Genomic DNA, 23,480 nt, shown 5'->3' on the forward strand with positions numbered 1-23,480 from the left:
AAGTGCTTTTACACGAGCACTTTCGCTGTGAATTCAACTAACAATGGAAAGAACCGGTAAATAGTAGGTACCACGATTTTTGCTAGTTTTCATGAGATAATTACTTTAAAAAATCTAAGGTTTTTTAGAGGGAGGATAATCTCATGGATAAAATAACTTATAAAGTCCGGTGTGAACAATGGACAAGTATCATCAAAGAATGTCTTGCTAGTGGAATGCCTAAAACGACCTGGTGTCGAGAACATGGCATTTCGGACAAATCCTTTTTTTACTGGCAACGAATTCTCCGAGAAGAAGCATACCTTACTACATTAGAGAGCACCTTAACGCCTGCTGTCAAGAGAATCCAACTCCAACAACTACAGATTTTATTGAAATCAAAATGACTGATCAAGCAAGTTCATCTACCAGTCCTTTTAAACCGGATGTTGTTATCCGAAGAGGCGCTGTTTCAATTGAAATATCAAATACAGCTACGGAAGAACTTCTAAACAAGGTTGGAGGTCTTCTCCATGCTTAATGATGCTGTTGGATTTGAAAAAAATTTTATTGCTACAGGGTATACAGACTTACGGCGTGGGATTGATGGTTTGGCATCTACTATTAAATTTCAGTTTGACTTGGATCCTTTTCAAAAGCATATCTTATTCTTGTTCTGCGGAAAACGCACCGATCGAATCAAAGGGCTCGTTTGGGAAGGCGATGGATTCTTGCTTCTTTATAAAAGATTGAACATCGGTGGCTTTAGCTGGCCGCGTACAAAAGAAGAAGCTATGGAAATTACACCAGAGCAGTTTCAAATGTTAATGCAAGGATTGTCCATTGTTGCAAAATATCCGATCAAAGAACTGAAGGATCCACCTAAAACCATGTAGTATTGTGCAATTCGTAGAAAAAATATTTTATTTTAAAAAATAGTTATTCACAACCAGAATCTTATGGAAACGATTCTTGTTATTAAAGATACATTTGATGCAAGCTGTCAAAGGGAGAAAGTCTCGACAGTGATATGAACGTGCAGGAGCCAGTGAATGTCATTTATCAGACTATTATTTCAGTTAAGTCATTGTGTTTTTCTTCCATTGTGATTTCTACTGATGCATTGGCATACATCATTTTAGAACACGAAGAGAAAAATACAATGACTTTTCTATCTGACTAAAAATGGTTAATTCTAAGCGGCTTTAGGTGGTCAATTTTCCCCGCCCCTAACAAAAGATTATTTTGTGTATATTCTATCTTGTTTTGTTTATGGTGCATACATATACTAAATGGTAAAATTAAAGTTAATTTAGATATCATTTGTGACAAAGCGCACTTCAAGTTTATCAGGGCGTGAATAACTTTCTGTATATTCAACTAAATTACCATTTTCATCGTATCCTATGAATTCAATATAGTTGACGATAGAGGTGGCACTTGGAAGATGAAGGTGCTTTTGAAGTTTTTCGCCAGCTTCTACCATCATCATTGTCTCATTAAATTTTACAGGCAAATGATTTTTGGATTTCATATAATCATAAAGCGATATGTGCTCAAAATTGTAATTATCGATATCTGAAAAAAAATGAATAGGAACATAGGTAAACTCAATTGCAAGAGGTTCCTTGTTTCCAAGACGAATTCGATGAATACCATATATTTCATCTTCTTCAGAAAGTCCAAGTTTATCTGCAAAGTATTTTTTGTTTTTGATTATACCTGTGCCTAAGCATTTATTGGAAATTTCAATACCAAAGTTACGAACTAAAGAGGTAAAGCTGGCATTTTTTGATTCATTTAGTACTCCTAAAGCAACTCGATTTTGTTCGGGTTTGCGGACAAAAGTTCCCTTTCCTTGAACGCGAATTAAGTAATGTTGGCTAATTAATTCGTCAAAGATGTCATGAATCAAATACCGACTTACACTATACATTGTTGCAAAATCCCGTTCGCTAGGAAGCAACTCCCCAGGAAGATATTCCTGTGTTTTAATTTTTGTAATGATACTAGATTTTATTTGTGCGGCTAATACATCATCATTGCTCATAAAACTACCTCCCTGATAAAACCAAAACGATCAATTAGCATATTATTTTCAAAAAAGACTGCAAGATGTCCTTGTTTATCATACATGAGCCCTTTGTATTTCATTAAAGGGCTATCAACAGGAATATTTAAAATTTGAGCAGTCTTTGTGTCTGCGTAAAGTAAGGTGACTTTTTGATTCGATTTTGCCAAGGTTATTTGACAATTGTTTGTAATCAAATCAATTGCAGGAGCAGAAGCAGCAATTTGTTGGGTGAGATCTGGATAGATATATTCAGGAATATAAGTTGTATTGATACAAATTAGTTGAGTATCATCTGAATAAAGCCAAACAATTTTGTATATTTTCGATTTTTCAGGAAGTAACATTTCGCTTGCAAGATAGTTATCTGCTTCTATTTTTTTGAAATCATATAATTCGTAAGTTAATTGTCCGCTATCTTCCTCTGAATGTAAGGAAAAATTACGAATGGATTGTAAAATGCGTTTAGGTGCTACGTAATAACCACTTCGTGGTTTTGAGATAATTGTTTTATCTTGAAGTAACAGATCCAAGGCTCCACGAACAGTTAAGCGTTGTACATGAAACAGCTCTGCCAGCTTTCGTTCCGAAGGCAGTTTGTCACCTGGAAGATAGTGTTCTTCCTTTAGCATGTATTTGATTTCTTTTGATAATGCAACATCTAAAGTTAATAAATTTTTTTTCATAAGAACTCCTAATATTATAATTTACTTGTAAATTATAATCAAATTATACGTTGTCAGTTCTTAAAAAGCAAATGGAAAGGAAAAAAGAAATGAATAAATAAAAAATAAATATAAAAACTGGTATAGTAAACTTGAAATGCGTTTCATACCAGAATAAAAGAAATATATGCATTGTGTATAAAAAAAAGCATTTATATTTATAAAAATACAACAATATTTAATATTCTTTGCGTGAAATATTGAAAAAAATGAAAAAAGTGGTATATTAAATTTAAAAATAGTCACCAATATAAAAGAAGGGAAAGGGAAAACACTATGTTGAAATTTAATGAACAGAAACAGATTGAAAGTGTGAATGGAGCGCTTGCTCTGAGAAATCAAATTAATGAATTGATTGATGGGATTTGTAAAGAAGGATACAAGAATATTTGTTGGCTCGGTATCGGTGGAACATATGCATCTTGCCTCCAGGCAGAGGTTCATATGAAAGAAAAATCAAAACTTTCATTTTTTGTTGAAAACGCAGCAGAGTATTTGACAACTGGAAATAAAAAAGTTGGAGAAGGAACTATTGTAATTATTTCGTCTGTTACAGGAACAACTTCTGAAATCGTAGATGGAGTAAAAAAAGCACAGAAGAGTGGAGCAAGGGTGATTGGTTTTATTGATGTTGCTACTGCAGAACTTGCAAAACTTGTAGACTATGTGATTACATATCCTGCCAATGAACAATTGAAATTTTATATGGTAGCAGATAGATTTATGTACAATGCAGGAGAATTTCCAGAATATGAGGATTTATACAAGGAGTTGGATCAGTATTTGGCAACTGCACTTGTGGAAGTTGAAAAGGAAGCAGATGCTTTCGGAGAAGAATTTGCAAATCGTCATAAGGACGACAAAATTCATTATTTTATTGGGGCTGGGAATCAGTATGGTGCCACATATTCTTATGCAATGTGTTATTGGGAAGAACAGCATTGGATTCGTACAAAATCTATCCACAGTGCAGAATTTTTCCATGGAATGTTAGAAATAATTGACAAAGATACACCAGTTACAGTATTTATTGGGGAAGATTCTCAGAGATCATTGAGCGAGCGCGTTGCAAACTTCTTGCCACGCATTTGTGGAAAATACAATATTATTGATACCAAGAAATTTGAATTAAAAGGAATTAGTCCAGAGTACAGAGGATATATATCACATTTAGTGATGCATGCGGTAACACAGAGAATTGATGTACATATGGAAAAAGTCAATTGTCATCCTATGGAAATCAGAAGATATTACAGATGTCTGGACTATTAAGGTGGCAAAATGGACAGAAAGATAAGAGTAGCAGCAATAGGAGATAATTGTATTGATTATTATGATTCATTGAATGAATCATATCCAGGGGGAAACCCAGTGAATGTTGCTGTATACATAAAACGATTAGGTGGAGAAAGTTCTTATACAGGTGCTGTTGGAACTGATTCATTCGGAAAAATCATGATAAGTGCAATTCAAAATAAAGGAGTCGATACTTCTCATATTCAAGTGCTGGATGGAAAAACCGCAGTTACACATGTTGACATTGTAGATGGAGATAGAGTGTTTGGAAAATATGAAGAAGGTGTTTTGGCAGACTTTAAGCTAAGAGAACAAGACATTTCCTTTATAAAGAAACATGATTTAGCGGTTACAGGAATTTGGGGAATGATTGAAGATGAGCTTCCACTTATTTCGAAAGAAATTCCAGTTGCATTTGATTTTGCCAATAAATTTGCAAATCCAATTGTTGAGAAAGCGATTCCATATGTGACATATGCATTCTTCTCTTTTGACGAGGAATCACGCAATGAGTTTAGACAGAAATATCATAGCATGGGCTTAAAAGAAAAAGAAAATTGTACGGAACAATTAAAGGAATTCATGAAAGCAATGCAACAAAAAGGACCTAAAGTCATTATTGCAACATTGGGGAAAAATGGAAGCATTGGGTATGATGGGAATTCTTGGTATCGATTTGGAATCATAGAGTGTAAAGTTGTTGATACAATGGGTGCAGGCGACAGTTTTATTGCCGGATTTTTATATGGGATTTTGAATGGATTGAATGTTCAAGATTCGATGGAAGCAGGAGCTCAGAATAGTGCGGTAACAATAGGGTATAAAGGGGCATGGTAGAAGGAGAATATAACAAATGAGAAAAAAAATAGTGGCAATTTTATTGGCAGCTACGATGGCAATTGGTATTACAGCATGCGGAAATCAAAGTGAAAGCAATAAAGACGATAATACAATTACAGTATGGTGTTGGGACAAAACATTTAATATTTTTGCAATGGAAGAAGCTGCAAAAATTTATCAAGAAGATCATCAAGATGTGAAAATTGATATTGTCGAAGTTGGAGATGTAGATGTACAGTCTAGACTTACTACGGCTGGTATATCAGGAGATCTAAGCACATTGCCAGATGTTTTTTTGATGTCTGACCAGTCATTCCAAAAAAATGTAATATCTTATCCAGATATATTTACAGAAATTTCTGAAAAGAAAATTGATTTTTCAGAATTTGCTCCTGGTAAAACAGATTTTTCTGTTGTAGATGGAAAACACTATGGAGTGCCTTTTGACAACGGAGTAGCAATTGCTTGTTATCGTACAGATATTTTGCAAGAAGCTGGAATGACTTTAGAAGATTTTACAGATATTACTTGGGATGAGTGGATTGAAAAAGGCAAAGTAGTACTGGAAAAAACAGGAAAACCATTATTGACAACGACAGCAGGCGAATGTGATTTGCTTACGATGATGTTACAGTCTGCAGGAGCATCTTTGTTTAATGAAGATGGAACAGCGAATATTGCAAAAAATGACACTTTAAAGAAGGTAATTGATACATATTGTAAAATGAAAGATTCAGGTGTGTTACAGGAAGTAAATAACTGGGATGAATACACTGGCTCAATGGTGAACAGTGAAGTTGCAGGTGTGATTAATGGGTGTTGGATTATGGGAACAATTCAGACAGCTGAGGATCAGTCAGGAAAATGGGCTATTACAAATATTCCAAAACTTACAAATGTAAAGGGTGCCACAAACTATTCAAATAATGGAGGTTCTTCCTGGGCAATCTCAGGGAATTGTGGAAACGTAGAGTTAGCAGAAGATTTTCTTGCGTCTACATTTGCTGGAAGTACAGAGTTATATGATAATATTCTCTCTTGTGGAGCAATTTCTACATGGACACCAGCAGGAGATTCTGATGCATATGCAGTACCGAATGAATTTTTCTCTGGTGATGCAGTGTTTGAAAAAATAGTTGACTATTCAACAAAAGTTCCTTCTATTATTACGGGGCCATATTTCAATGAAGCAAGAGACGCAATCTCTGTTGCGACAACAAATATTACAAATGGTGCAGATTTAGAGAAAGAGCTTAAAAAAACGGAAGATACTGTTAATTTTAATATGGGACAGTAAAAGAGATTCCTATCATACAAGGGGATGGAATGTAGAACCATCACCCTTATGGATAGAGAGGAGGAGTTTTTGTGTCTAACAAACTAAGAAAAATGACGTTGGAAAAAAAGCATAATTTAACAGGATGGGCTTTTTTGGCACCAGCAACATTTTTGATTGCGGTGTTTAGTTTTTGGCCAATGATCAAAGCGTTAGTTTTATCTTTTCAGACGGGGAAAGGTAGAAATATGCAGATGGCTGGATTTACAAATTACATCAGAATGTTTCAAGATGATGTATTTATTCAGTCAATAAAAAACACATTTTTTTATTTCATTCTTCAAGTGCCCATTATGCTTGTAGTAGCGTTGGTGTTAGCTTGTATTCTAAATAAAAAAGACTTACGGTTTAAAGGATTTTTCCGAACAATGATTTTTGTGCCGTGTACAACTTCATTGGTTGCGTATTCAATTATTTTTCGGTCTTTGTTTGCAAATAATGGATTAGTAAATTATGTTCTAGTGAATATTGGAATTTTGGATAAACCATATAATTTTTTGACACAACCATTTGCGGCAAAAATGGTTATCTTATTGGGTCTTTTGTGGAGATGGACAGGATATAATATGGTATTTTTCCTTTCTGGATTGCAAAACATTGAATATTCAGTATACGAAGCTGCAAAAATTGATGGAGCATCAGCAATACAGACATTTTTTAAGATTACTGTTCCATTATTAAAACCAACTATCTTGTTAACAGCAATAATGTCAACAAATGGAACATTACAGTTATTTGATGAATCAGTTAACTTGACCGATGGAGGTCCTGCGAATGCTTCAATCTCTATGTCACATTACATATATAATTTATGTTTTAAGTATGTGCCGAATTTTGGATATGCAGCAGCGATGTCCTTCTTCATATTACTGTTGGTTGCAGTATTAGCATTTATACAAATGAGGGTGGGTGATAAACGTGATTAAAAAAATGAAAAATATAGGAATGTATGCATTCTTGATTTTGGTTACTTTTATTTCAGTATTTCCTTTGTACTGGATGGTAAGTGCATCCACAAACAAAAGTGTGGATGTATCAAAAGGTGTATTATCGTTTGGCTCTCATTTGGGAGAAAACTTCAAAAATCTGCTGGCAAATCAAGATGTAGGGGCTGCATTGGTCAATTCATTTAAATATGCAATATTACTTACAATAGTTTCGATGGTGATATGTTCCTTGGCAGGATATGGATTTGAAATTTATCATGATAAAGCAAAAGATGCCGTGATGGATGTGATTCTTCTTGCAATGATGGTTCCATTTATTACGACATTGGTCCCATTGTTTCAGATGGTTGCAAAAATGAAAATGTTAAATAGTGCGTTGGGATTCATTTTACCAACGGTATCAACTCCATTTTTAATCATGATGTTTCGGCAGAGTGCAAGATCATTTCCTCTTGATATTATTGAAGCTGCCAGATTAGATGGACTTTCGGAAATTAGAATCTTCTTTCAGATGTTTATTCCTACAATGAAATCAACATATGCAGCGGCTATGACTATTACATTTATGAATGCTTGGAATAGTTATATGTGGCCGAAAGTAATCATGACAGAATCCAAGAGCATGACAATGCCAATGGTTGTAGCAAATCTGACAGAGGGATATGTAACAGACTATGGAATGCTTATGTTGGCAGTCTTAATATGTACATTGCCTACCGCCTTAGTATTCTTTATTTTACAGAAGAGTTTTGCAGAAGGTATTACTGGAGCTGTAAAATAATAAATGATATCTATAAAGAAAGGGATTAGAAATGGAATATAAAAAAATAAATATGCCAGGTCTTCTGCATGGTGGAGATTATAATCCTGAACAATGGTTAGATAGACCGGATATTCTTGAAGAGGATATCCGGTTAATGAAATTAGCGCATGTAAATAATGTTTCACTAGGAATATTTTCGTGGGCATTTTTAGAGCCAGAAGAAGGAAAATATCAGTTTGACTATTTAGAAGAAATTATTAACCGTTTATATGACAATGGCATCTATACAAATCTAGCTACACCAACAGGTGCAATGCCAAATTGGATGACTCAAAAATATCCTGAAGTAATGCAGACAGATGAAAACGGGATACAGAATTTACCAGGAAAAAGGCATAATTTTTGTTACACGTCTGCTGTTATGAGAGAAAAAACTAGAAAGTTGGATTTGAAATTATCAGAACGCTTTGGAAAACATCCAGGAGTAATTCTTTGGCATATATCAAACGAATACGGAGGAAATTTTAGGGATGCTTCTTGTCATTGCGAAGAATGTCAAAAAGCATTTCGGAAATGGTTGAAAAAAAAATACAAAACATTGGATGCATTGAATCATGCATGGTGGAGTGCGTTTTGGAGTCATACTTATACCGATTGGGAACAGATTCATTCACCTTCTCCGAGGGGAGAGGATGAATTACACGGTTTGAAATTGGACTGGAAAAGATTTGTGAGCGAACAGTTACAGGACTTTTGTAGAGAAGAGATTCGAGCTGTTAAAACATATTCGGATCTTCCAGTTACAACAAACATGATGATGTATTTTTCACCATTGAATTATGATAAATGGGCAGAGGAGTTGGATGTGATTTCTTGGGACTCTTATCCGAGTTGGCATACAAAAGAAGATGAAGTACCGATTGCTGTGTGGGCAGCCTTTATGCATAACCAGATGAGAGGATTTCAGAAGAAGCCATTTTTGATGATGGAATCAACACCATCACTTGTGAATTGGGATGAGGAAAATAATGTAAAAAGACCGGGGATGAATTACTTATCTTCAATGCAGGCAATTGCGTTAGGTTCGAATAGTGTTCTTTATTTTCAATGGAGAAAAAGCAGAGGATCGAGTGAAAAGTTTCATGGAGCGGTTGTTGGTCATGATGCGTCAGAAAAGAATAGAGTTTTTCAAGAAGTTGCTTGGATTGGCAAAGATCTAGAAAAGCTAAGCAGTCAAATACTAAGTACATGTAATAGGGCGAAGGTAGCTATTATTATGGATTGGGAAAATTGGTGGGCTCTTTCTGACGCACAAGCAATATCGAGAAAATTTGATTATACGGAAGAACTTTTAAAATATTATCGGGTTTTTTGGGAAAAAGGAATTGAAGTTGATATAATTTCCATGGATCGAGAGTTGTTAGATTATCAGCTTGTGGTTGCTCCGACCTTATACTTGCATAAAAAAGAGTATATTCATAAAGTAGAAGCATACGTGGAAGCAGGGGGAATATATGTAACAACTTATTGGAGTGGAGTAGTAAATGAAACAGATTTATGTTTTATTGGAGAGAGACCACATGAGAGATTGCTAGGATTATCAGTTGATGAGATTGATGTGGGGAATGAATATTTTCCAAATACTTTCTCCTATAAAGACGGTGTATATAAAGCCGGTGTGTTAAGAGAAGTTGTGACACTTCAAACTGCAAAGCCGTTGGGAACATACTTGCAAGATTACAATGTAAATACTCCAGCAATTACAGAAAATGCGTATGGCAAAGGAAAAGCTTACTATGTTGCTGTTCAACCAGATCTGGAATTTTTGAAAGAATTTTTGGGCGATGTAATTGAGGAAGCAAATGTGGAAGCAAATTTGACGGAAACATTACCTTATGGAGTTACTGTTTCAAAAAGAAGTGGAAAAGAACAGAAAGATGATGTATATTTTCTTCAGAATTTTAACAGACATCCTGTGAAGATGGTTTTGAATGAATGTTATACAAATTTGATTACTGATGAAATCCTTACAGGTTCAATAATACTGCAAACATATCAATGTATTGTGATGCAAAAGAAATAAGATTCCGTAATAGGGAGGAACTCACATTGAAATCAAAGGTAAAGACATTTTTAATTGATATTTTACTTGATATTGTAGGTGGTTTTTTCATTGCGATTGGAGTCTATAATTTTGCAGTGGCATCTGGATTTCCGGTAGCAGGTATATCAGGTATTGCAATCGTGTTTTATTATTTTTGGAAAATTCCAATTGGTACAATGACGACAATTTTGAATATTCCAATTATTTTAATTTGTTACAAGTTGTTGGGAAAACAATTTTTTTTAAGATCAATAAAGACAATGTTAATTTCTAATATACTGATGGACTGGGTTGTTCCATTGTTTCCAATTTACCAAGGTGATATGATGTTATCTTGTATTTGTATGAGTGTATTCTCAGGAATCGGATATGCAATAATTTATATGAGAGATACCTCTACAGGTGGAGCAGATTTTGTTTTGATGGCAATACACAAGGCAAAGCCACATATTTCTATAGGAAAAATTATCATTGTTATGGATTTTATTATTGTAATTATTGGTGGAATTCTGATGCATGGAAACATTGATAAGATTATTTATGGATTAATTGGAACGTATATTCTATCATTTGTCGTAGATAAGCTAATGTATGGCGTTGATGCTGGAAAACTTGCTTTGATTGTAACAGAAAAGGGACCACAAATTGCGGCAAAAATTGATGAGCTATCACAACGAGGGGCAACTTTGATTAAGGCAGAAGGAAGTTATACAGGACGTGAAAAAGAAGTATTAATGTGTGCATGTAACAATAAAGAAATGTATACGATTCAAGAAGCTGTAAAGAAAGTAGATTCATCAGCGTTTCTTGTTATAATGGAATCGAATGAAGTGCGTGGAAAAGGATTCAAGCCAATATAATATAAAAATTAAGAAGTTCTAGCATGGATCGGTATAAGATTGGATCCGGAACATTATCTTTGATTATGGAACGTTATCACGTGGGAGGAATTCCGATTGAAGAACTCCAGATGATGCCACCAAAAGAGGTGGAATTACTTTTTTATCCTCAGAAAAATATTAAAAAGAAGGATATTCCAGATTTCCAGTACTATTTATACAGGTCATAAGATGATATCTAAAAACAAGAAAACAAAGAAAGAACCAATATCATTAGGAAATGAAGAATAATACAACCAACCTTGTGCCCACTGGGCACGAAGTTGGCACAGTCACTACGGTGTCAGGAGAAATCCTGGCATCTTTTTTTCTGTCTTTTTACACTTCAAAAAATAATTTCAAAAAAGTTCTAAAATCATGTCCGATTTTGTGGCTCCCAATACAGACAGAGTACAAGGAAGGAAAATTGAAAATCCTCTGATTTCCAAAAATCACAAACGTAAAAGAGGTTCAGACAGTTCTTCCGATTGCACCTTGACAATTGAGGGAGCTGATACATCTTGAGGAACATGCTTACCGGAGATAATCCGGCTCGTGCAGGCGAAGACTCCTACGGGAAGAGCGAAGCAATAATGATATCACCGAAAGGTACAGGACCTCTGCTGAAACAGAGACTGATGTTGAAATCACAGATACGTTGTCAAAAGAAGTAAAAAGATATATTGATGAAGGGAAGACACTTCCATGGGTAATGGGAGGATTTCCTTCAGGGTATGAATCAAAAGCTGCAGCAGATTTCCAAGGATATTTCAGTGGAGAATATACATTTGATCAGATGGTAGATCAGTTGAAAGCAGATTTTGTTGAATTAAAAAAATAAATTTAAGAAGTGATAGAAAGACAGGCATTCATCGGAGCTGGATGAATGCCTAAAGGTGTTAAAATGGAAAAATACAGACCGAAAATACATTTTTCAGCAGAAGATTATATTATAAATGATCCGAATGGATTGGTATATTATAAGGGTGAATATCATCTTTTTCATCAGTATAATATTAACGAGCAGATTTATTGGGGACATGCAGTAAGTAAAGATTTAGTGCGTTGGAAGAGACTACCTAAAGCTATTGCACCAGATAAAATTGGACAAATCTGGTCTGGTAGTGCGGTTGTGGATGAAGAAAATCAGCGAATGGTAGCATTTTTTACTTATAGTGAACATGAAACCAAAAGGCAAAGTCAGGGAGTAGCGTTTAGTTATGATAAAGGGCGTACATGGGAAAAATATTCTGGAAATCCGATTTTAACAGATTCAAGAGAAGATTTTCGAGATCCAAAAGTATTTCGCTATGAAGAAAAGTGGGTTATGATTCTTTCAGGTGGAGATTGTGTACTTTTGTATGAATCAAAGGATTTAATTCATTGGAATCAAATATCTTCTTTCAAAGGAAATCAAGAAAGTCATACGGGGGTATGGGAATGTCCAGATCTTTTCCCAATGATAGTTGAGACAACAGAAGAAAAGAAATGGGTTTTAACAGTAAGTGTTAATGATGGATCTCCAGCAGGTGGAACAGGAATGCAGTATTTTGTGGGAGAATTCGACGGTCAAAAATTTATAGCAGATTCAAACCAAGAGAAAGGTCTTTGGATAGATTATGGAAAAGATTTTTATGCTGGAGTTACGTGGAATCATGTACCTAAAGACAGAAGATTGATGATTGCATGGGCTGATAATTGGCAATACAGAGATTATCTTCCAACAAGTCCGTTCAAGGGTCAGATGTCTTGTGTCCGTGAATTGAAATTAGTGCAAAAAGAGAAAAAATATATTTTAAAGCAATTACCTGTTAAAGAAATGGAGTGTTTAAGAACAAATAAGCATGAAATGAAGAACATAAAGATGGGAGCGGATGAAGAGTGGACGCTGTGCGATAAGAAAGAAGTACTAGAACTAGATATATCTTATCCGATTGAAAAGATTCATGCGCAAACGTTTGGAATTAAAATTTCAACAGGAAAATATAAAGCACCTGTAGATTTTACACAGGAGTTTTTAACGATAAAACTTCTAATGGATGTTTCTCAGAGTGAATTATTTATTAATAACGGAGAGGTTGTTATGTCAAACTTACTTTTTCCGGAAGATTTTTATAAAGTTAAATTATTTGCAACAGGAGGAGATTTGGTAATTGAAAAAAGTATAATTTATGAGATGGATGAAATAATGAACCACCCGTTGGACGGGGACCTGATTTGAAGGAAATTGTTTATAAAAACATTCATCTAAAGTTGTTTGTATCCTAATCTACAAACCCTCTTACATATACAAAAGATGAAAGGGTAAAATACAGGGTGAGAGAAAAGAATTTTAGAAAATTCAAAATAACCTAAAAATTGACTTATAACATTTGCTAAGTTAAAATGAAATAAAAACAGGTAAGTAAATAGTGCTCTAGATTTCAGTGTAGATAGTTGAGAGGAAGGTGTTGGGTATGGCAAAAATAGAAAGATATATAAATGAAGATTTTGAACAGTTACTTTCCAAAATTGAGAACGGAATAATAAATGGCAGTATGTCAGCAACGTTAGAAGATGCCAGTGACTTTCAAAGTGGAACTGCGCGTTGTAGCGTTCGTGTTTTTGAGCGTTACAGCTATGCCGGAGGAAACAGAGTGAGTCTTAACATTACACTTTTTCAAAATGACAAAGATCCAGTTCAACTTTCCGCAATTACAGCGGGAGGAAGCCAAGCTGTATTTTTCAAAATTAATACATGGGGGGAAGAGGCATTTCTCGATAAGTTAATCGAGTTGTTGGATTTCGCTAATTGATAACTTTACATTTGTAGGGGCGATAAGCTGTTTATTTGAGGATACCTTCAATTATGCTGATAAAAACGGTGTAAGACGAGGATATGGTTACGAACTCATGCAGGCTCTGGCGGGCTATACCGGATGGAAATTTGAATATGTGAAATGTGACTGGTCTAACTGTTTTGATAAGATTGAAAATGGTCATATCGCAAAGCCAATCCAGGTTGATAAGTTGCTGTCGATAATATCAGAAATCATAAGACAACAAGATTAGTTTTAGTTATAGACATAGGATCATAGAGAAGTGTTGTGATATTTCACTTACTAAGACTCCTTGTCGTTGGCTGCATCATATAAAAACGCTTTTTACGTTAAAAAGTGCTGTAATTGAAGAAAAAACACGATATCATGCGAGTAACAAATCAAAATTTGGAGGCTATTGGAAATGACTGAAAGAGAAAAAATGCTAAGTGGAGAGATATACGATCCAACAGATAAAGAATTGGAGCAACTACGCCTGAATGCGCGTAAATTAGCAAGAAAATACAATTTGACAGATGAAGATCAGCCAGAAGAGCAAGCACAGATATTGCAAGAATTACTGCCAACAACAGAGGAGCTTCCGTATTTGCAGGCACCTGTTTATTTTGATTACGGATGCAATACTTTCTTTGGAAAATTCAGTTCTGCTAATTTTAATTTTACATGTTTAGATGTATGTGAAATACATATAGGCGATAATGTGATGATTGGTCCAAATGTTACATTGGCAACTCCTATGCATCCATTATTACCTGAAGAACGCAATATCCGAAAGAGAGAAGATGGTAGTTTTTATAATCTTGAATATGCGAAACCAATAACTATAAAAGATAATTGTTGGCTGGCATCTAATGTAGTTGTTTGCGGTGGTGTCACCATAGGAGAAGGGTGTGTAATTGGTGCAGGAAGTGTTGTAACAAGAGATATTCCACCTTATAGTCTGGCAGCTGGAAATCCATGCCGGGTTATTCGTAAGATAACTGAGAAAGATCATATGCCAGATGGAATTGAAAAGAATTGAAAACTTCAAGTTTGAAAAATTGAGAAATCGTAAAATTGAAGAAAGAAGAAATGCACAGTTCTTAGCTTATCGGGAGCTGTGCATTTCTGTAAATAAATACTTTTAATTTAGCCGATTACGGCATCCTCTGCTGTAAAATGTTCCAGAGAATTTTCTTTTACCTGAATGCAGATATAAGTAATTCCGGAAATATCGGATGCAAAAAACTGACGCTTTGCAGCAGGCGCGATTTTTAGCCAGTCTCCAGTTGAAAGGCTGATTTCTTCTCCATCAATTATGGCTTTGCCGTTACCTGAAAGAATTCCATAGATTTCTTCATTTTCTTTATGAGAATGAACAAATGGGACATTTGCTCCTGCAGGTAGTTCATTTAAACTGATTTCTGCACCTGTTAAAGACAACTTTTCATGCAGCTCAATTCGGTTTTCCTTTCCAATAGTTGTTTTTGTGTAATTTGCCATAATAATACCTCCATAGTTAATTTGTAGTTTCAGGGTTGCGTGGTATTAGTATAGTGTGAGACATATGCAAAAACAAGTACGCACCTTTTTGTAACTGTACATTCAAAATTGAATGTATTACAATAGACTTGGAGGTGAGAATTATGCGAGCAAAAGAAGAATTACCGGAATGCCCAGTTGCAACAGCAGTATCTCTCATCGGAGGAAAATGGAAACTGCTGATTTTGCGTAACTTGAAAGAGCGTCCATGGAGATTCAATGAGCTACAACGAAGTATAGATGGTATTTCACAAAAGGTTTTGACAGATAGTTTAAGACAAATGATGGATGACGGTCTTGCTTATCGGCATGATTATCAGGAGATGCCGCCAAAAGTAGAATATGGATTAACGGAACTTGGAAAAGAAATGCTTCCAATTGTTAATTCACTTGCTGACTTTGGTAATTACTATAAATCAATTATTGAACAGAAATAAGTAGGCTAGTATTTGAAAAGCTCGAACAATACGAGCAGTTAGTCTATAAAAAATAGGTTAGCAGCTTTTTTCTTTATTATTCAATATATATTCCTATAAGTCCTAAAAACAGCAAATGCACTGGTTAAGAAGTGGAAGCAACACAAGATCAGACAAGAATAACGGTTCCGGTTCAAACACAGGAGCTGACAAGCAGAATGGAGCAAATAAGGGTATCAGATAGAATTAAGACAATGAACGAAAGTATTTACTATAATGTCGATGCAATTCATACATCAATCGCAGAGAATAAGAAAATTAAATTTCAATATTTTCAGTGGAATGTAAAAAAAGAGATGGAATTGCGGCATGATGGAAAATATTATCAGCCTTTTCTATCAATTCAAAGTAACTCATTTTCATAAACTGATAATCAAATACAAGCCCTCTACGCTGGTTCTCTATATCAAAGCTCTTGAGATACTCCAGATAGCTGGTAAAGGCTCTGTGATCTGCTTGTATAGCCTCCTCTCTGTAGGTTATCTGTGCTAACTTTTGCTGTACCTCCCTAAGCTCCTCCTCCAGATCATTTAATAGATCATCATACACGCCGCCGATCTCATCTAAAGAGGCTCTTAAAACTACTTTTTTAATTTGTGTTGTAAGCTCATCTTTTTTCTTGCCTAAAGAATCAATCTCACTTTGTTCAGCCGGAAATCCATTAACTATGAGCTCCTGTATGTAAAATAACTCTTTGAGCTGTTCTGTCAAAAGTCTTAAAACCGGATGCTACCGCCTGCGGAGTAGGTGGCGGATCCATAGACGGATTTGGATGGAAATGTACAGATGAAGGATTTTCTATTCCTCAGGAGATGATTCCGGAGATGATCAGGTGGTATAAAAAGGGAAAATTTCCAGTGGAAAATCTGATTCGGTTTTATCCCTTCGAGAAGGTGAACAGTGCCATGGAGGCAATGAGGAAGGGAACAGTAATAAAGCCGGTTCTGATTATGTGAGTAGAAAGGGAAATGGCTACAAACCCAGTAAAACATGGGATTTGTAGCCATTTTCAATTATACTCTTGCATACAAATTGATTATTGTGGATATTCTAGCACCAAACTTTGATTACCCGTTTTTTGTTGCCTGTATTTAGAAAAGGCTCTCTGAATTTGTATCTGCCAGTACAGAATGTGATGATATCACAGAAAACATATGAATTTTGGATTATAATAATGTCATAAAAAAAAAGACAAGGAAATAAGATCGGTGGCATTGCTGCTTATTCAGGAAAGGTGGAAAAATAAGATGAAGGTAATAATCGTAGGCGGTGTAGCCGGAGGAGCTACAGCTGCAGCAAGAATACGAAGACTGAATGAAGATGCAGAAATTATTGTGTTTGAAAGATCTGGATACATATCCTATGCGAATTGTGGGCTTCCATATTATATTGGAGACGTGATCACAGATCCGGAGGAACTTACATTACAGACACCAGAGAGTTTTTTAAAACGTTTTCATATCAATATGAAAATTCATCATGAAGTTATCTCCATACATCCGGATCGTAAAACTGTTTCAGTGAAAAATTTGGAGAATGGTGAGATATTTGAAGAAAACTATGATAAGCTGATCCTCTCTCCAGGTGCAAAGCCAACACAGCCGAGACTTCCTGGAGTAGGTATTGATAAGCTTTTTACACTTCGTACAGTAGAAGATACTTTTCGGATAAAGGAATATATTAATGAGAATCATCCAAAATCGGCTGTATTGGCAGGTGGTGGCTTTATTGGTCTGGAACTGGCAGAAAATTTGAAGGAGCTTGGCATGGATGTTACAATTGTCCAGCGACCTGAGCAACTGATGAATCCTTTTGATCCAGATATGGCATCCATGATCCATAATGAAATGAGAAAACATGGAATAAAACTGGTATTGGGCTATACAGTAGAAGGATTTAAAGAAAAAGACAATGGAGTAGAGGTTCTATTGAAAGATAATCTATCTCTTCATGCTGATATGGTAGTATTGGCAATCGGCGTTACACCAGACACAGCATTAGCAAAAGAAGCTGGTCTGGAACTTGGCATCAAGGAAAGTATTGTAGTGAATGACAGAATGGAAACTTCTGTGCCAGACATTTATGCTGCAGGTGATGCAGTTCAGGTAAAACATTATGTTACTGGCAATGATACATTAATCTCTTTAGCTGGACCTGCCAATAAACAGGGAAGAATCATTGCTGATAATATTTGTGGCGGTGATAGTCGTTATTTGGGTAGTCAGGGAAGCTCCGTTATCAAAGTGTTTGATATGACAGCAGCCACTACAGGTATTAATGAAACTAATGCCAAAAAGTCAGGGTTAGATGTAGATACCGTAATTCTTTCTCCTATGAGTCATGCCGGTTACTATCCTGGTGGAAAAGTGATGACCATGAAGGTGGTTTTTGAAAAAGAGACTTATCGTTTGCTTGGTGCTCAGATTATTGGATACGAAGGAGTTGATAAACGTATCGATGTGCTGGCAACAGCAATCCATGCAGGGCTGAAGGCAACCCAGCTGAAAGATTTGGATCTCGCATATGCACCTCCTTATTCCTCTGCCAAGGATCCTGTAAATATGGCCGGATTCATGATAGACAATATAGCAAAAGGTATTTTAAAACAATGGCATTTGGAAGATCTGGATAAGATTTCCAAAGATAAAAGTGCTGTGTTGCTGGATGTGAGAACGGTAGATGAATTTAGCAAGGGTCATATTAATGGATTTAAAAAACATTCCTGTAGATGAACTGAGGGAACGTATCAATGAAGTTGAGAAAGGAAAGCCTGTATATCTGATATGCCAGAGTGGGCTGCGAAGTTATATTGCCAGTCGTATTCTGGAAGGAAATGGATATGAAACATTCAACTTTTCCGGTGGCTTCCGTTTCTATGATGCTGTGATTAATGACCGTGCGCTGATCGAAAGGTCATATGCATGTGGTATGGATTATTAAAAACAAACAGTTTTATGATCTTTGTAGTGTTTCTAGTCTTTTCGAATCAAGGATTGTGATTTTCCCGCGGGAGAGTTTGACGAGTCCTTCGCCTTGAAAGTATCGGAGCATTCGAGTAATAACTTCCCTGTGGGAACCAAGATGATTAGCAATTGTCTCATGAGTGATTTTCAGCTCGTTTGTTCCTTCAATAGAGGTCTCTTCTAAAAGAAATGAAGCAACACGCTTATCCAAACTCTTCCACATGATTTGTTCAATCAGCCACATGACATCAGAAAAACGGGTAGCCATTAACTCATTGGTATAGTTTGCGACGGGAGCAGATTCCTTCATGATGCTCTTATAGATTTCAGCAGGGATGATCCAAAGATCAGTATCTTTTTCTGCTTCAATGGTTACTTCAAATTGAATGGAGCGTATGATACATGAGGCGGATAAAAGACACATATCCATATCGAACAGACGGTAAAGTGTAACCTCTCGTCCTTCATCTGAAAGTATGTAGGTTCGAAGTTGCCCGGATTTAACCAGTAATAATCCAGTACAGTCCAGGTTTCCATTGTGAATGATCGTTCCTTTTTTTACATCCTGTGTGATTAAATTGTCTGAAATTAGTTTTTTCTGTGCTGTATTTAAGTCATTCCATAGTGGAAAATAATTTTCGAAGTTCATAACAGTTATCTCCTTTACGAACATAGTATACTTGCTTTTTTAAGATGCGTCAATCATATAATTGACATATGTCATAAATATTATTGACATATGCCTTTTATAGGGCTATTATATAAGAAAAGCGAGAAAGGAGCAGTTTATGCCGAGACCAGTAAAATGTAGAAAAGTCTGCCATTTCCCCAATATTTTAGAATTCCTTCCGGCAGATAATACTGAGAAAAAAACACCTATTGTTCTGACGGTAGATGAGTACGAGACAATCCGTCTTTTGGACCAAAAAGGTTATAGTCAGGAGCAGTGCGCAGCATCTATGCAAGTCGCAAGAACAACTGTTCAAAGAATTTATGAGATTGCCAGGAAGAAGATAGCAGATGCACTTATTGATGGACATCCGCTTAGAATCGAGGGTGGGGATTTCAGAATCTGTGACGGTCAGAGCAGCAACTGCAGCTTTGGAGGATGTTACAAACAGGAAATTTACAAAAAATATGCAGTGGAAAAAGGAGAAGGTATCATGAGAATAGCAGTAACATATGAAAATGGACAGATTTTCCAGCACTTTGGACACACAGAGACATTTAAGATTTACGATGTAGAGGAAGGAAAAGTAGTACATTCAGAAGTAGTAGATACGAATGGAAGCGGACATGGTGCATTGGCGGGAGTTCTTAATGCATTGAATGCAGATGTTCTGATCTGTGGCGGAATCGGAGGCGGTGCACAGACAGCGTTAGCGGCAGCTGGTATTAAGCTTTTCGGCGGAGTTTCAGGAGATGCGGATAAAGCAGTAGAAGCCTTCATTAATGAAACACTGGATTACAACCCGGATGTGAATTGCTCTCACCATGAGCACAGCCACGGGGAAGGACACACATGTGGCGAGCATGGATGTGGAAGCCATAGCTGTCATTAAGAAGAATAGCAAAAAAATAATAAATAATACAAAAGGATGTGCCAAGGTAATGGAGACGTTACCGTAGTGCATCCTTTCTGTGTTATTTTCCAGAAAGATAATTTGTACTTTTAGGACAATAGTTAAAGTTCGTGGATGTTGTATGTCAGGTATTGAATTTTACAGCTTTTTACATATAATAAAAGGAAAGGAAACAATATGAAAACAAACCATATAATGGGCTGTTTTCATGAACAAGTAGTGAATGTGGATTACGAATGTCCGTTTCATTAAAGGAAGGAGTAAGATGAAGAAATTAAAAAAACAATGGAATAAGGTAACGGTACTTTTGCTGACATTTGGGATAGTTTTCGGATTATTTGGGGCAATGCCGGTACAGGCGCAGGATGGAAATGCATCTGGAAGTACAATTTTTGATGTGAAAATCGTACATACCAATGATATTCATGCGCGGGTAGAGGAAGACGATTACAATCAGGTGATTGGAATGGATCGACTGAGTGGAATTGCACAGACATTTACGGAAGGAGCGGACGGTTCGCTGATGCTGGATTCCGGAGATACCTTTCATGGACAACCGATTGCGACAATAGTAAAGGGAGAATCGGTGGCAAAACTGATGAAAGCTTGTGGATATGATGCGATGACCACAGGAAACCATGACTGGAGTTATGGAAAAGAGCGTTTAAAAGAGCTTGGTGGAATTGCTAATGTCAAAATTTTATCCGGTAACATCAAAAATGCAGATGGGACATCCTTTTTTGATACGGATGAACTTGTAAAAGAGATTACAAAAAATGGAAAAACACTGAAGATCGGTGTGTTTGGTGTAAGTGATCCGGAGATGAAAAATAAGACAACACCATCTAATGTGGAGGGATTGGACTTTCAGGATGCAGTAGCTTATGCAAAAAGGGAAGCTGCTACTTTAAAGGCAGAAGGGTGTGATGTGGTGATCGCATTGTCCCATACGCTTGATCCAAAGAATGTGGCTGCACAGGTGGACGGTGTCGATTTGTGGCTGTGTGGACATGAGCATATTGAACTCAGTGAATCTGTGACGACACCGGACGGTTCAAAAACCTATGTATCGGAAAGTGGACATTATTTAAATAGTGTGGGGCTGATCGATCTGAACTGTACTATGGATGAGGATGGAAGTGTGCATGTGGATTATGAGAAAACAACTGTCGATTATGAAGAAGCACAGAACTATCCGAAGGATGCTTCCGTAACAGCTGTATTGGATACAATCAAAGCGGAAAACGAGACAGAACTGAATCGTGTTATCGGTACTTCACCGGTGGAATTGGACGGTGTCTGGGAACATATCCGTATCGGACAGACAAATCTTGGAAATGTCATAACTGATGCGTACCTGCTTGCCACAGGGGCTGATATAGCCTTTGAAAATGCTGGTGGAATCCGTGCTTCTATCGCTGCTGGAACGGTAACGTATGGAGATGTTATCAATGTCAGTCCTTATGGAAACTATGTGGTGACAAAGAAATTGACCGGTACACAGATAAAGGAAATGTTGGAGACTAGTCTTACTATTCAGAAAAACTGTATTGTTGCAAATGACAGTGGTGAATGGGATGCGTGGCCAAATGACAGCGGAAGTTATCTGCAGGTTGGTGGAATTACCGTCCGCTTCGATCCGGCACAGCCGGCGGGGGAGCGTGTGCTTTCTGTGCAAAAAGATGGGCAGGAGCTGGATGATACAAAAGAGTATACTGTAGCAGTTAATAATTATCTTGCCGGCTCTGACAGCTATCCACAGCTTGCCGATGCAGCGGAGGTCGGAGAATATTCCTGTTGCGAAGAGCTGTTGATTCAATTCTTTGAACAGGGTTCCGATGCAGTTACTGCAAGTGCAGCAAAGCAGAATATGATCCAGACAACCAAAGAGACAGAAGAACCGGAACAGCCATCTGTGCCTGTTACACCGTCTGTACCGGAGCAACCATCGAAGGAACAGCCGGAAGCTGTGAAAACAGAGGTGAAAAAAGAACAGGCAAGTGGAACAAAAACTTCAGTAAAAAGTCCGAAAACAGCGGATAGTAATGAACTGTTCTGCTGGATGATACTACTGTTGCTCAGTGGCGGAGCAGGAAGTATCTGCCTGGTTCAGGGAAATAAAAGATAATTTAAGATGAAGCACCAGAAAAGCAGGAAATACATTACATCTGCTTTTAAGAACTGGTCAAAAAGTGCGGAAGCCCTTAAAAATCAAGGACTTCCGCTGCTTTTGTTTATAAATGTTTCTATGATATTTTTATTGTTTGCTTAACTGGGAGCAGTTTTATTTTTGGTTTTCTGCCTGATATTTCTTGTATTCTTCTACAGGCATATCCAAGCCGGTATATAATTTATAAGCCGCAACGCCCTGCCACAGAAGCATACCTTTTCCACCGATCGTTTTTGCACAACCGGCTTCTTTTGCTTCCCGAAGAAGTTTTGTTTCTTCCGGATTATATACAACATCACATACAATCAGATCGGAACGAAATACAGATTTGTCTGTGATTGGAGAACGATCTTCATGAGGTTTCATACCTACCAGTGTTCCATTTACCAGAATATCTGCTTTTTCAATTTCTTCTTTCAGTTTTCCCGGATCATCCAGACAGAATACCTGAACATTACAATCTGGTACTTCGTTTTTCAGTTTAGCAGCTGTGCCTTTTGCACGATCAAGAAATGGATCGTCTGGATTGAAGATAGAAATGGATGTTGCTCCATCAAGTGCACACTGTACCTGGATGGCTGTTGCAGCTCCTCCTGCACCTAAAATCACCAGTTTCTTTCCTTTTACATCTACGCCATGGTCTCTTAGATTTTCCACAAAACCGATACCATCTGTCATGTGTCCGATCAGTTTTCCGTTCTCATTAACAATTGTATTCACTGCACCGATAATTCTTGCAGCAGGTGATAACTCATCCATGTTCTGGGCTGCTGCTGTTTTACATGGCATAGTTACATTGCACCCTCTCATTTTGAACAGACGCATCGCATCCAATGCTGCCGGTACCTGATCTTCCTTGATGTCAAAAGCCATGTAGCTGTAGTCCAAATTGTGATAACGGAAGCAGAAGTTATACATATCAGGAGATCCTGAATGTCCTACTGGACTTCCAATCAATGCTAATAAACCTGTTGTTCCTTTAATTCTCTGTTCCATTTTTTCCTCCTGT

General features: G+C 36.7%; 24 protein-coding genes and 2 pseudogenes. 20 read left to right on the forward strand and 6 right to left on the reverse strand.

Annotation, left to right across the window (positions count from 1 at the left end; translation table 11 throughout):
- The first annotated feature begins 215 nt into the window (after nucleotides 1–215).
- Nucleotides 216–386: an IS66 family insertion sequence element accessory protein TnpA gene (tnpA, locus tag LI126_RS15935; protein ID WP_233447195.1), complete on the forward strand. Its 171-nt coding sequence runs from the start codon at nucleotides 216–218 to the stop codon at nucleotides 384–386.
- 126 nt (nucleotides 387–512) lie between these two features.
- A complete protein-coding gene (tnpB, locus tag LI126_RS13615) occupies nucleotides 513–875 on the forward strand; it encodes an IS66 family insertion sequence element accessory protein TnpB (RefSeq protein WP_227165576.1) in 363 nt (120 codons plus the stop codon).
- Between the two features lie 416 nt (nucleotides 876–1,291).
- Here the strand turns inward: tnpB and LI126_RS13620 are convergent, their stop codons facing one another.
- Nucleotides 1,292–2,029 (reverse strand): GntR family transcriptional regulator, encoded by a 738-nt coding sequence (locus LI126_RS13620; RefSeq protein WP_004614153.1) that lies wholly within the window; start codon nucleotides 2,027–2,029, stop codon nucleotides 1,292–1,294.
- The gene (locus LI126_RS13625; RefSeq protein ID WP_004614154.1) at nucleotides 2,026–2,736 is read right to left on the reverse strand and encodes a GntR family transcriptional regulator; all 711 of its coding nucleotides are present in this window, start codon (nucleotides 2,734–2,736) and stop codon (nucleotides 2,026–2,028) included. The genes LI126_RS13620 and LI126_RS13625 overlap by 4 nt, the downstream gene beginning before the upstream one ends.
- Before the next feature lie 315 nt (nucleotides 2,737–3,051).
- Here LI126_RS13625 and LI126_RS13630 point away from each other — a divergent pair, with 315 nt between their 5' ends.
- From LI126_RS13630 to LI126_RS13695, 13 genes are all read left to right on the forward strand, one after another.
- Nucleotides 3,052–4,047 carry an SIS domain-containing protein gene (locus tag LI126_RS13630; protein WP_195942957.1) on the forward strand — a complete coding sequence of 332 codons (996 nt, stop codon included), beginning with the start codon at nucleotides 3,052–3,054 and terminating at the stop codon, nucleotides 4,045–4,047.
- 9 nt (nucleotides 4,048–4,056) lie between these two features.
- Nucleotides 4,057–4,908 (forward strand): PfkB family carbohydrate kinase, encoded by an 852-nt coding sequence (locus LI126_RS13635; protein WP_055158196.1) that lies wholly within the window; start codon nucleotides 4,057–4,059, stop codon nucleotides 4,906–4,908.
- 16 nt (nucleotides 4,909–4,924) lie between these two features.
- Entirely contained in the window at nucleotides 4,925–6,208 is a 1,284-nt protein-coding gene (locus LI126_RS13640; RefSeq protein WP_195942953.1) for an ABC transporter substrate-binding protein, read from the forward strand.
- Nucleotides 6,209–6,279: 71 nt separating this feature from the next.
- A complete protein-coding gene (locus LI126_RS13645) occupies nucleotides 6,280–7,173 on the forward strand; it encodes a carbohydrate ABC transporter permease (RefSeq protein ID WP_044987901.1) in 894 nt (297 codons plus the stop codon).
- Nucleotides 7,166–7,975, forward strand: coding sequence for a carbohydrate ABC transporter permease (locus tag LI126_RS13650; RefSeq protein ID WP_055146622.1), 810 nt, complete (start codon nucleotides 7,166–7,168; stop codon nucleotides 7,973–7,975). Before LI126_RS13645 ends, LI126_RS13650 begins: the two co-directional genes overlap by 8 nt.
- A 31-nt stretch (nucleotides 7,976–8,006) precedes the next feature.
- Nucleotides 8,007–10,040 carry a beta-galactosidase gene (locus tag LI126_RS13655; protein ID WP_004614161.1) on the forward strand — a complete coding sequence of 678 codons (2,034 nt, stop codon included), beginning with the start codon at nucleotides 8,007–8,009 and terminating at the stop codon, nucleotides 10,038–10,040.
- Entirely contained in the window at nucleotides 10,016–10,921 is a 906-nt protein-coding gene (locus LI126_RS13660) for a YitT family protein (RefSeq protein WP_227165577.1), read from the forward strand. The genes LI126_RS13655 and LI126_RS13660 overlap by 25 nt, the downstream gene beginning before the upstream one ends.
- A 23-nt stretch (nucleotides 10,922–10,944) precedes the next feature.
- Entirely contained in the window at nucleotides 10,945–11,130 is a 186-nt protein-coding gene (locus LI126_RS13665; RefSeq protein WP_155205109.1) for a hypothetical protein, read from the forward strand.
- A gap of 467 nt (nucleotides 11,131–11,597) precedes the next feature.
- Nucleotides 11,598–11,780: a hypothetical protein gene (locus LI126_RS13675; RefSeq protein ID WP_227165578.1), complete on the forward strand. Its 183-nt coding sequence runs from the start codon at nucleotides 11,598–11,600 to the stop codon at nucleotides 11,778–11,780.
- A gap of 45 nt (nucleotides 11,781–11,825) precedes the next feature.
- Entirely contained in the window at nucleotides 11,826–13,160 is a 1,335-nt protein-coding gene (locus tag LI126_RS13680; protein WP_227165579.1) for a glycoside hydrolase family 32 protein, read from the forward strand.
- A 235-nt stretch (nucleotides 13,161–13,395) separates the two neighbouring features.
- Complete coding sequence (locus LI126_RS13685; RefSeq protein WP_004614169.1) at nucleotides 13,396–13,734, forward strand: DUF6054 family protein; 339 nt, start codon at nucleotides 13,396–13,398, stop codon at nucleotides 13,732–13,734.
- A 22-nt stretch (nucleotides 13,735–13,756) separates the two neighbouring features.
- Nucleotides 13,757–13,990, forward strand: a complete 234-nt coding sequence (locus LI126_RS15940) for a transporter substrate-binding domain-containing protein (RefSeq protein WP_117498791.1) — start codon at nucleotides 13,757–13,759, stop codon at nucleotides 13,988–13,990.
- Between the two features lie 171 nt (nucleotides 13,991–14,161).
- The gene (locus LI126_RS13695; protein WP_004614171.1) at nucleotides 14,162–14,779 is read left to right on the forward strand and encodes a sugar O-acetyltransferase; all 618 of its coding nucleotides are present in this window, start codon (nucleotides 14,162–14,164) and stop codon (nucleotides 14,777–14,779) included.
- 107 nt (nucleotides 14,780–14,886) lie between these two features.
- On the opposite strand, the gene LI126_RS13700 is transcribed toward LI126_RS13695, so the two are convergent.
- Nucleotides 14,887–15,240 carry a cupin domain-containing protein gene (locus LI126_RS13700; protein WP_004614173.1) on the reverse strand — a complete coding sequence of 118 codons (354 nt, stop codon included), beginning with the start codon at nucleotides 15,238–15,240 and terminating at the stop codon, nucleotides 14,887–14,889.
- Between the two features lie 143 nt (nucleotides 15,241–15,383).
- On the opposite strand from LI126_RS13700, the gene LI126_RS13705 reads away from it, so the two are divergent.
- Nucleotides 15,384–15,716: a winged helix-turn-helix transcriptional regulator gene (locus LI126_RS13705; protein WP_117891109.1), complete on the forward strand. Its 333-nt coding sequence runs from the start codon at nucleotides 15,384–15,386 to the stop codon at nucleotides 15,714–15,716.
- Nucleotides 15,717–15,919: 203 nt separating this feature from the next.
- Nucleotides 15,920–16,081, forward strand: a pseudogene (locus tag LI126_RS15945) (WYL domain-containing protein); the annotation flags it as partial.
- Here the strand turns inward: LI126_RS15945 and LI126_RS13715 are convergent.
- On the reverse strand, nucleotides 16,014–16,466 hold the full coding sequence (locus LI126_RS13715; RefSeq protein WP_227165594.1) for a hypothetical protein: 453 nt from the start codon (nucleotides 16,464–16,466) through the stop codon (nucleotides 16,014–16,016). The pseudogene LI126_RS15945 and the gene LI126_RS13715 overlap by 68 nt on opposite strands.
- A gap of 536 nt (nucleotides 16,467–17,002) precedes the next feature.
- Between LI126_RS13715 and LI126_RS13720 the strand changes: the two are divergent.
- Nucleotides 17,003–18,695, forward strand: a pseudogene (locus LI126_RS13720) (FAD-dependent oxidoreductase).
- A 12-nt stretch (nucleotides 18,696–18,707) separates the two neighbouring features.
- Here LI126_RS13720 and LI126_RS13725 read toward each other — a convergent pair.
- Nucleotides 18,708–19,367: a Crp/Fnr family transcriptional regulator gene (locus LI126_RS13725; protein WP_227165580.1), complete on the reverse strand. Its 660-nt coding sequence runs from the start codon at nucleotides 19,365–19,367 to the stop codon at nucleotides 18,708–18,710.
- 139 nt (nucleotides 19,368–19,506) lie between these two features.
- Here LI126_RS13725 and LI126_RS13730 point away from each other — a divergent pair, with 139 nt between their 5' ends.
- Both LI126_RS13730 and LI126_RS13735 read left to right on the forward strand, forming a co-directional pair.
- Nucleotides 19,507–20,280, forward strand: coding sequence for a NifB/NifX family molybdenum-iron cluster-binding protein (locus LI126_RS13730; RefSeq protein WP_227165581.1), 774 nt, complete (start codon nucleotides 19,507–19,509; stop codon nucleotides 20,278–20,280).
- Between the two features lie 286 nt (nucleotides 20,281–20,566).
- Nucleotides 20,567–22,429: a bifunctional metallophosphatase/5'-nucleotidase gene (locus LI126_RS13735; protein ID WP_227165582.1), complete on the forward strand. Its 1,863-nt coding sequence runs from the start codon at nucleotides 20,567–20,569 to the stop codon at nucleotides 22,427–22,429.
- Nucleotides 22,430–22,585: 156 nt separating this feature from the next.
- Here LI126_RS13735 and aroE read toward each other — a convergent pair whose 3' ends face one another.
- Nucleotides 22,586–23,467, reverse strand: coding sequence for a shikimate dehydrogenase (gene aroE, locus LI126_RS13740; protein WP_015530150.1), 882 nt, complete (start codon nucleotides 23,465–23,467; stop codon nucleotides 22,586–22,588).
- Nucleotides 23,468–23,480: the final 13 nt, after the last annotated feature.

The sequence above is a fragment of the Mediterraneibacter sp. 210702-DFI.5.30 genome (assembly GCF_020560115.1).
Lineage (GTDB): Bacteria > Bacillota > Clostridia > Lachnospirales > Lachnospiraceae > Mediterraneibacter > Mediterraneibacter faecis.

Bases quoted from the DNA above. Each gene is read 5' to 3' on its own strand.
- LI126_RS13735 (WP_227165582.1), top strand. From the start codon at position 20,567: ATGAAGAAATTAAAAAAACAATGGAATAAGGTAACGGTACTTTTGCTG.
- LI126_RS13725 (WP_227165580.1), bottom strand. From the start codon at position 19,367: ATGAACTTCGAAAATTATTTTCCACTATGGAATGACTTAAATACAGCA.
- LI126_RS13730 (WP_227165581.1), top strand. From the start codon at position 19,507: ATGCCGAGACCAGTAAAATGTAGAAAAGTCTGCCATTTCCCCAATATT.
- LI126_RS13640 (WP_195942953.1), top strand. From the start codon at position 4,925: ATGAGAAAAAAAATAGTGGCAATTTTATTGGCAGCTACGATGGCAATT.
- LI126_RS13695 (WP_004614171.1), top strand. From the start codon at position 14,162: ATGACTGAAAGAGAAAAAATGCTAAGTGGAGAGATATACGATCCAACA.
- LI126_RS13620 (WP_004614153.1), bottom strand. From the start codon at position 2,029: ATGAGCAATGATGATGTATTAGCCGCACAAATAAAATCTAGTATCATT.
- LI126_RS13630 (WP_195942957.1), top strand. From the start codon at position 3,052: ATGTTGAAATTTAATGAACAGAAACAGATTGAAAGTGTGAATGGAGCG.
- LI126_RS13700 (WP_004614173.1), bottom strand. From the start codon at position 15,240: ATGGCAAATTACACAAAAACAACTATTGGAAAGGAAAACCGAATTGAG.
- tnpB (WP_227165576.1), top strand. From the start codon at position 513: ATGCTTAATGATGCTGTTGGATTTGAAAAAAATTTTATTGCTACAGGG.
- LI126_RS13705 (WP_117891109.1), top strand. From the start codon at position 15,384: ATGCGAGCAAAAGAAGAATTACCGGAATGCCCAGTTGCAACAGCAGTA.
- LI126_RS13680 (WP_227165579.1), top strand. From the start codon at position 11,826: ATGCCTAAAGGTGTTAAAATGGAAAAATACAGACCGAAAATACATTTT.
- LI126_RS13655 (WP_004614161.1), top strand. From the start codon at position 8,007: ATGGAATATAAAAAAATAAATATGCCAGGTCTTCTGCATGGTGGAGAT.
- LI126_RS13625 (WP_004614154.1), bottom strand. From the start codon at position 2,736: ATGAAAAAAAATTTATTAACTTTAGATGTTGCATTATCAAAAGAAATC.
- LI126_RS13665 (WP_155205109.1), top strand. From the start codon at position 10,945: ATGGATCGGTATAAGATTGGATCCGGAACATTATCTTTGATTATGGAA.
- tnpA (WP_233447195.1), top strand. From the start codon at position 216: ATGCCTAAAACGACCTGGTGTCGAGAACATGGCATTTCGGACAAATCC.
- aroE (WP_015530150.1), bottom strand. From the start codon at position 23,467: ATGGAACAGAGAATTAAAGGAACAACAGGTTTATTAGCATTGATTGGA.
- LI126_RS13685 (WP_004614169.1), top strand. From the start codon at position 13,396: ATGGCAAAAATAGAAAGATATATAAATGAAGATTTTGAACAGTTACTT.
- LI126_RS13635 (WP_055158196.1), top strand. From the start codon at position 4,057: ATGGACAGAAAGATAAGAGTAGCAGCAATAGGAGATAATTGTATTGAT.
- LI126_RS13660 (WP_227165577.1), top strand. From the start codon at position 10,016: ATGTATTGTGATGCAAAAGAAATAAGATTCCGTAATAGGGAGGAACTC.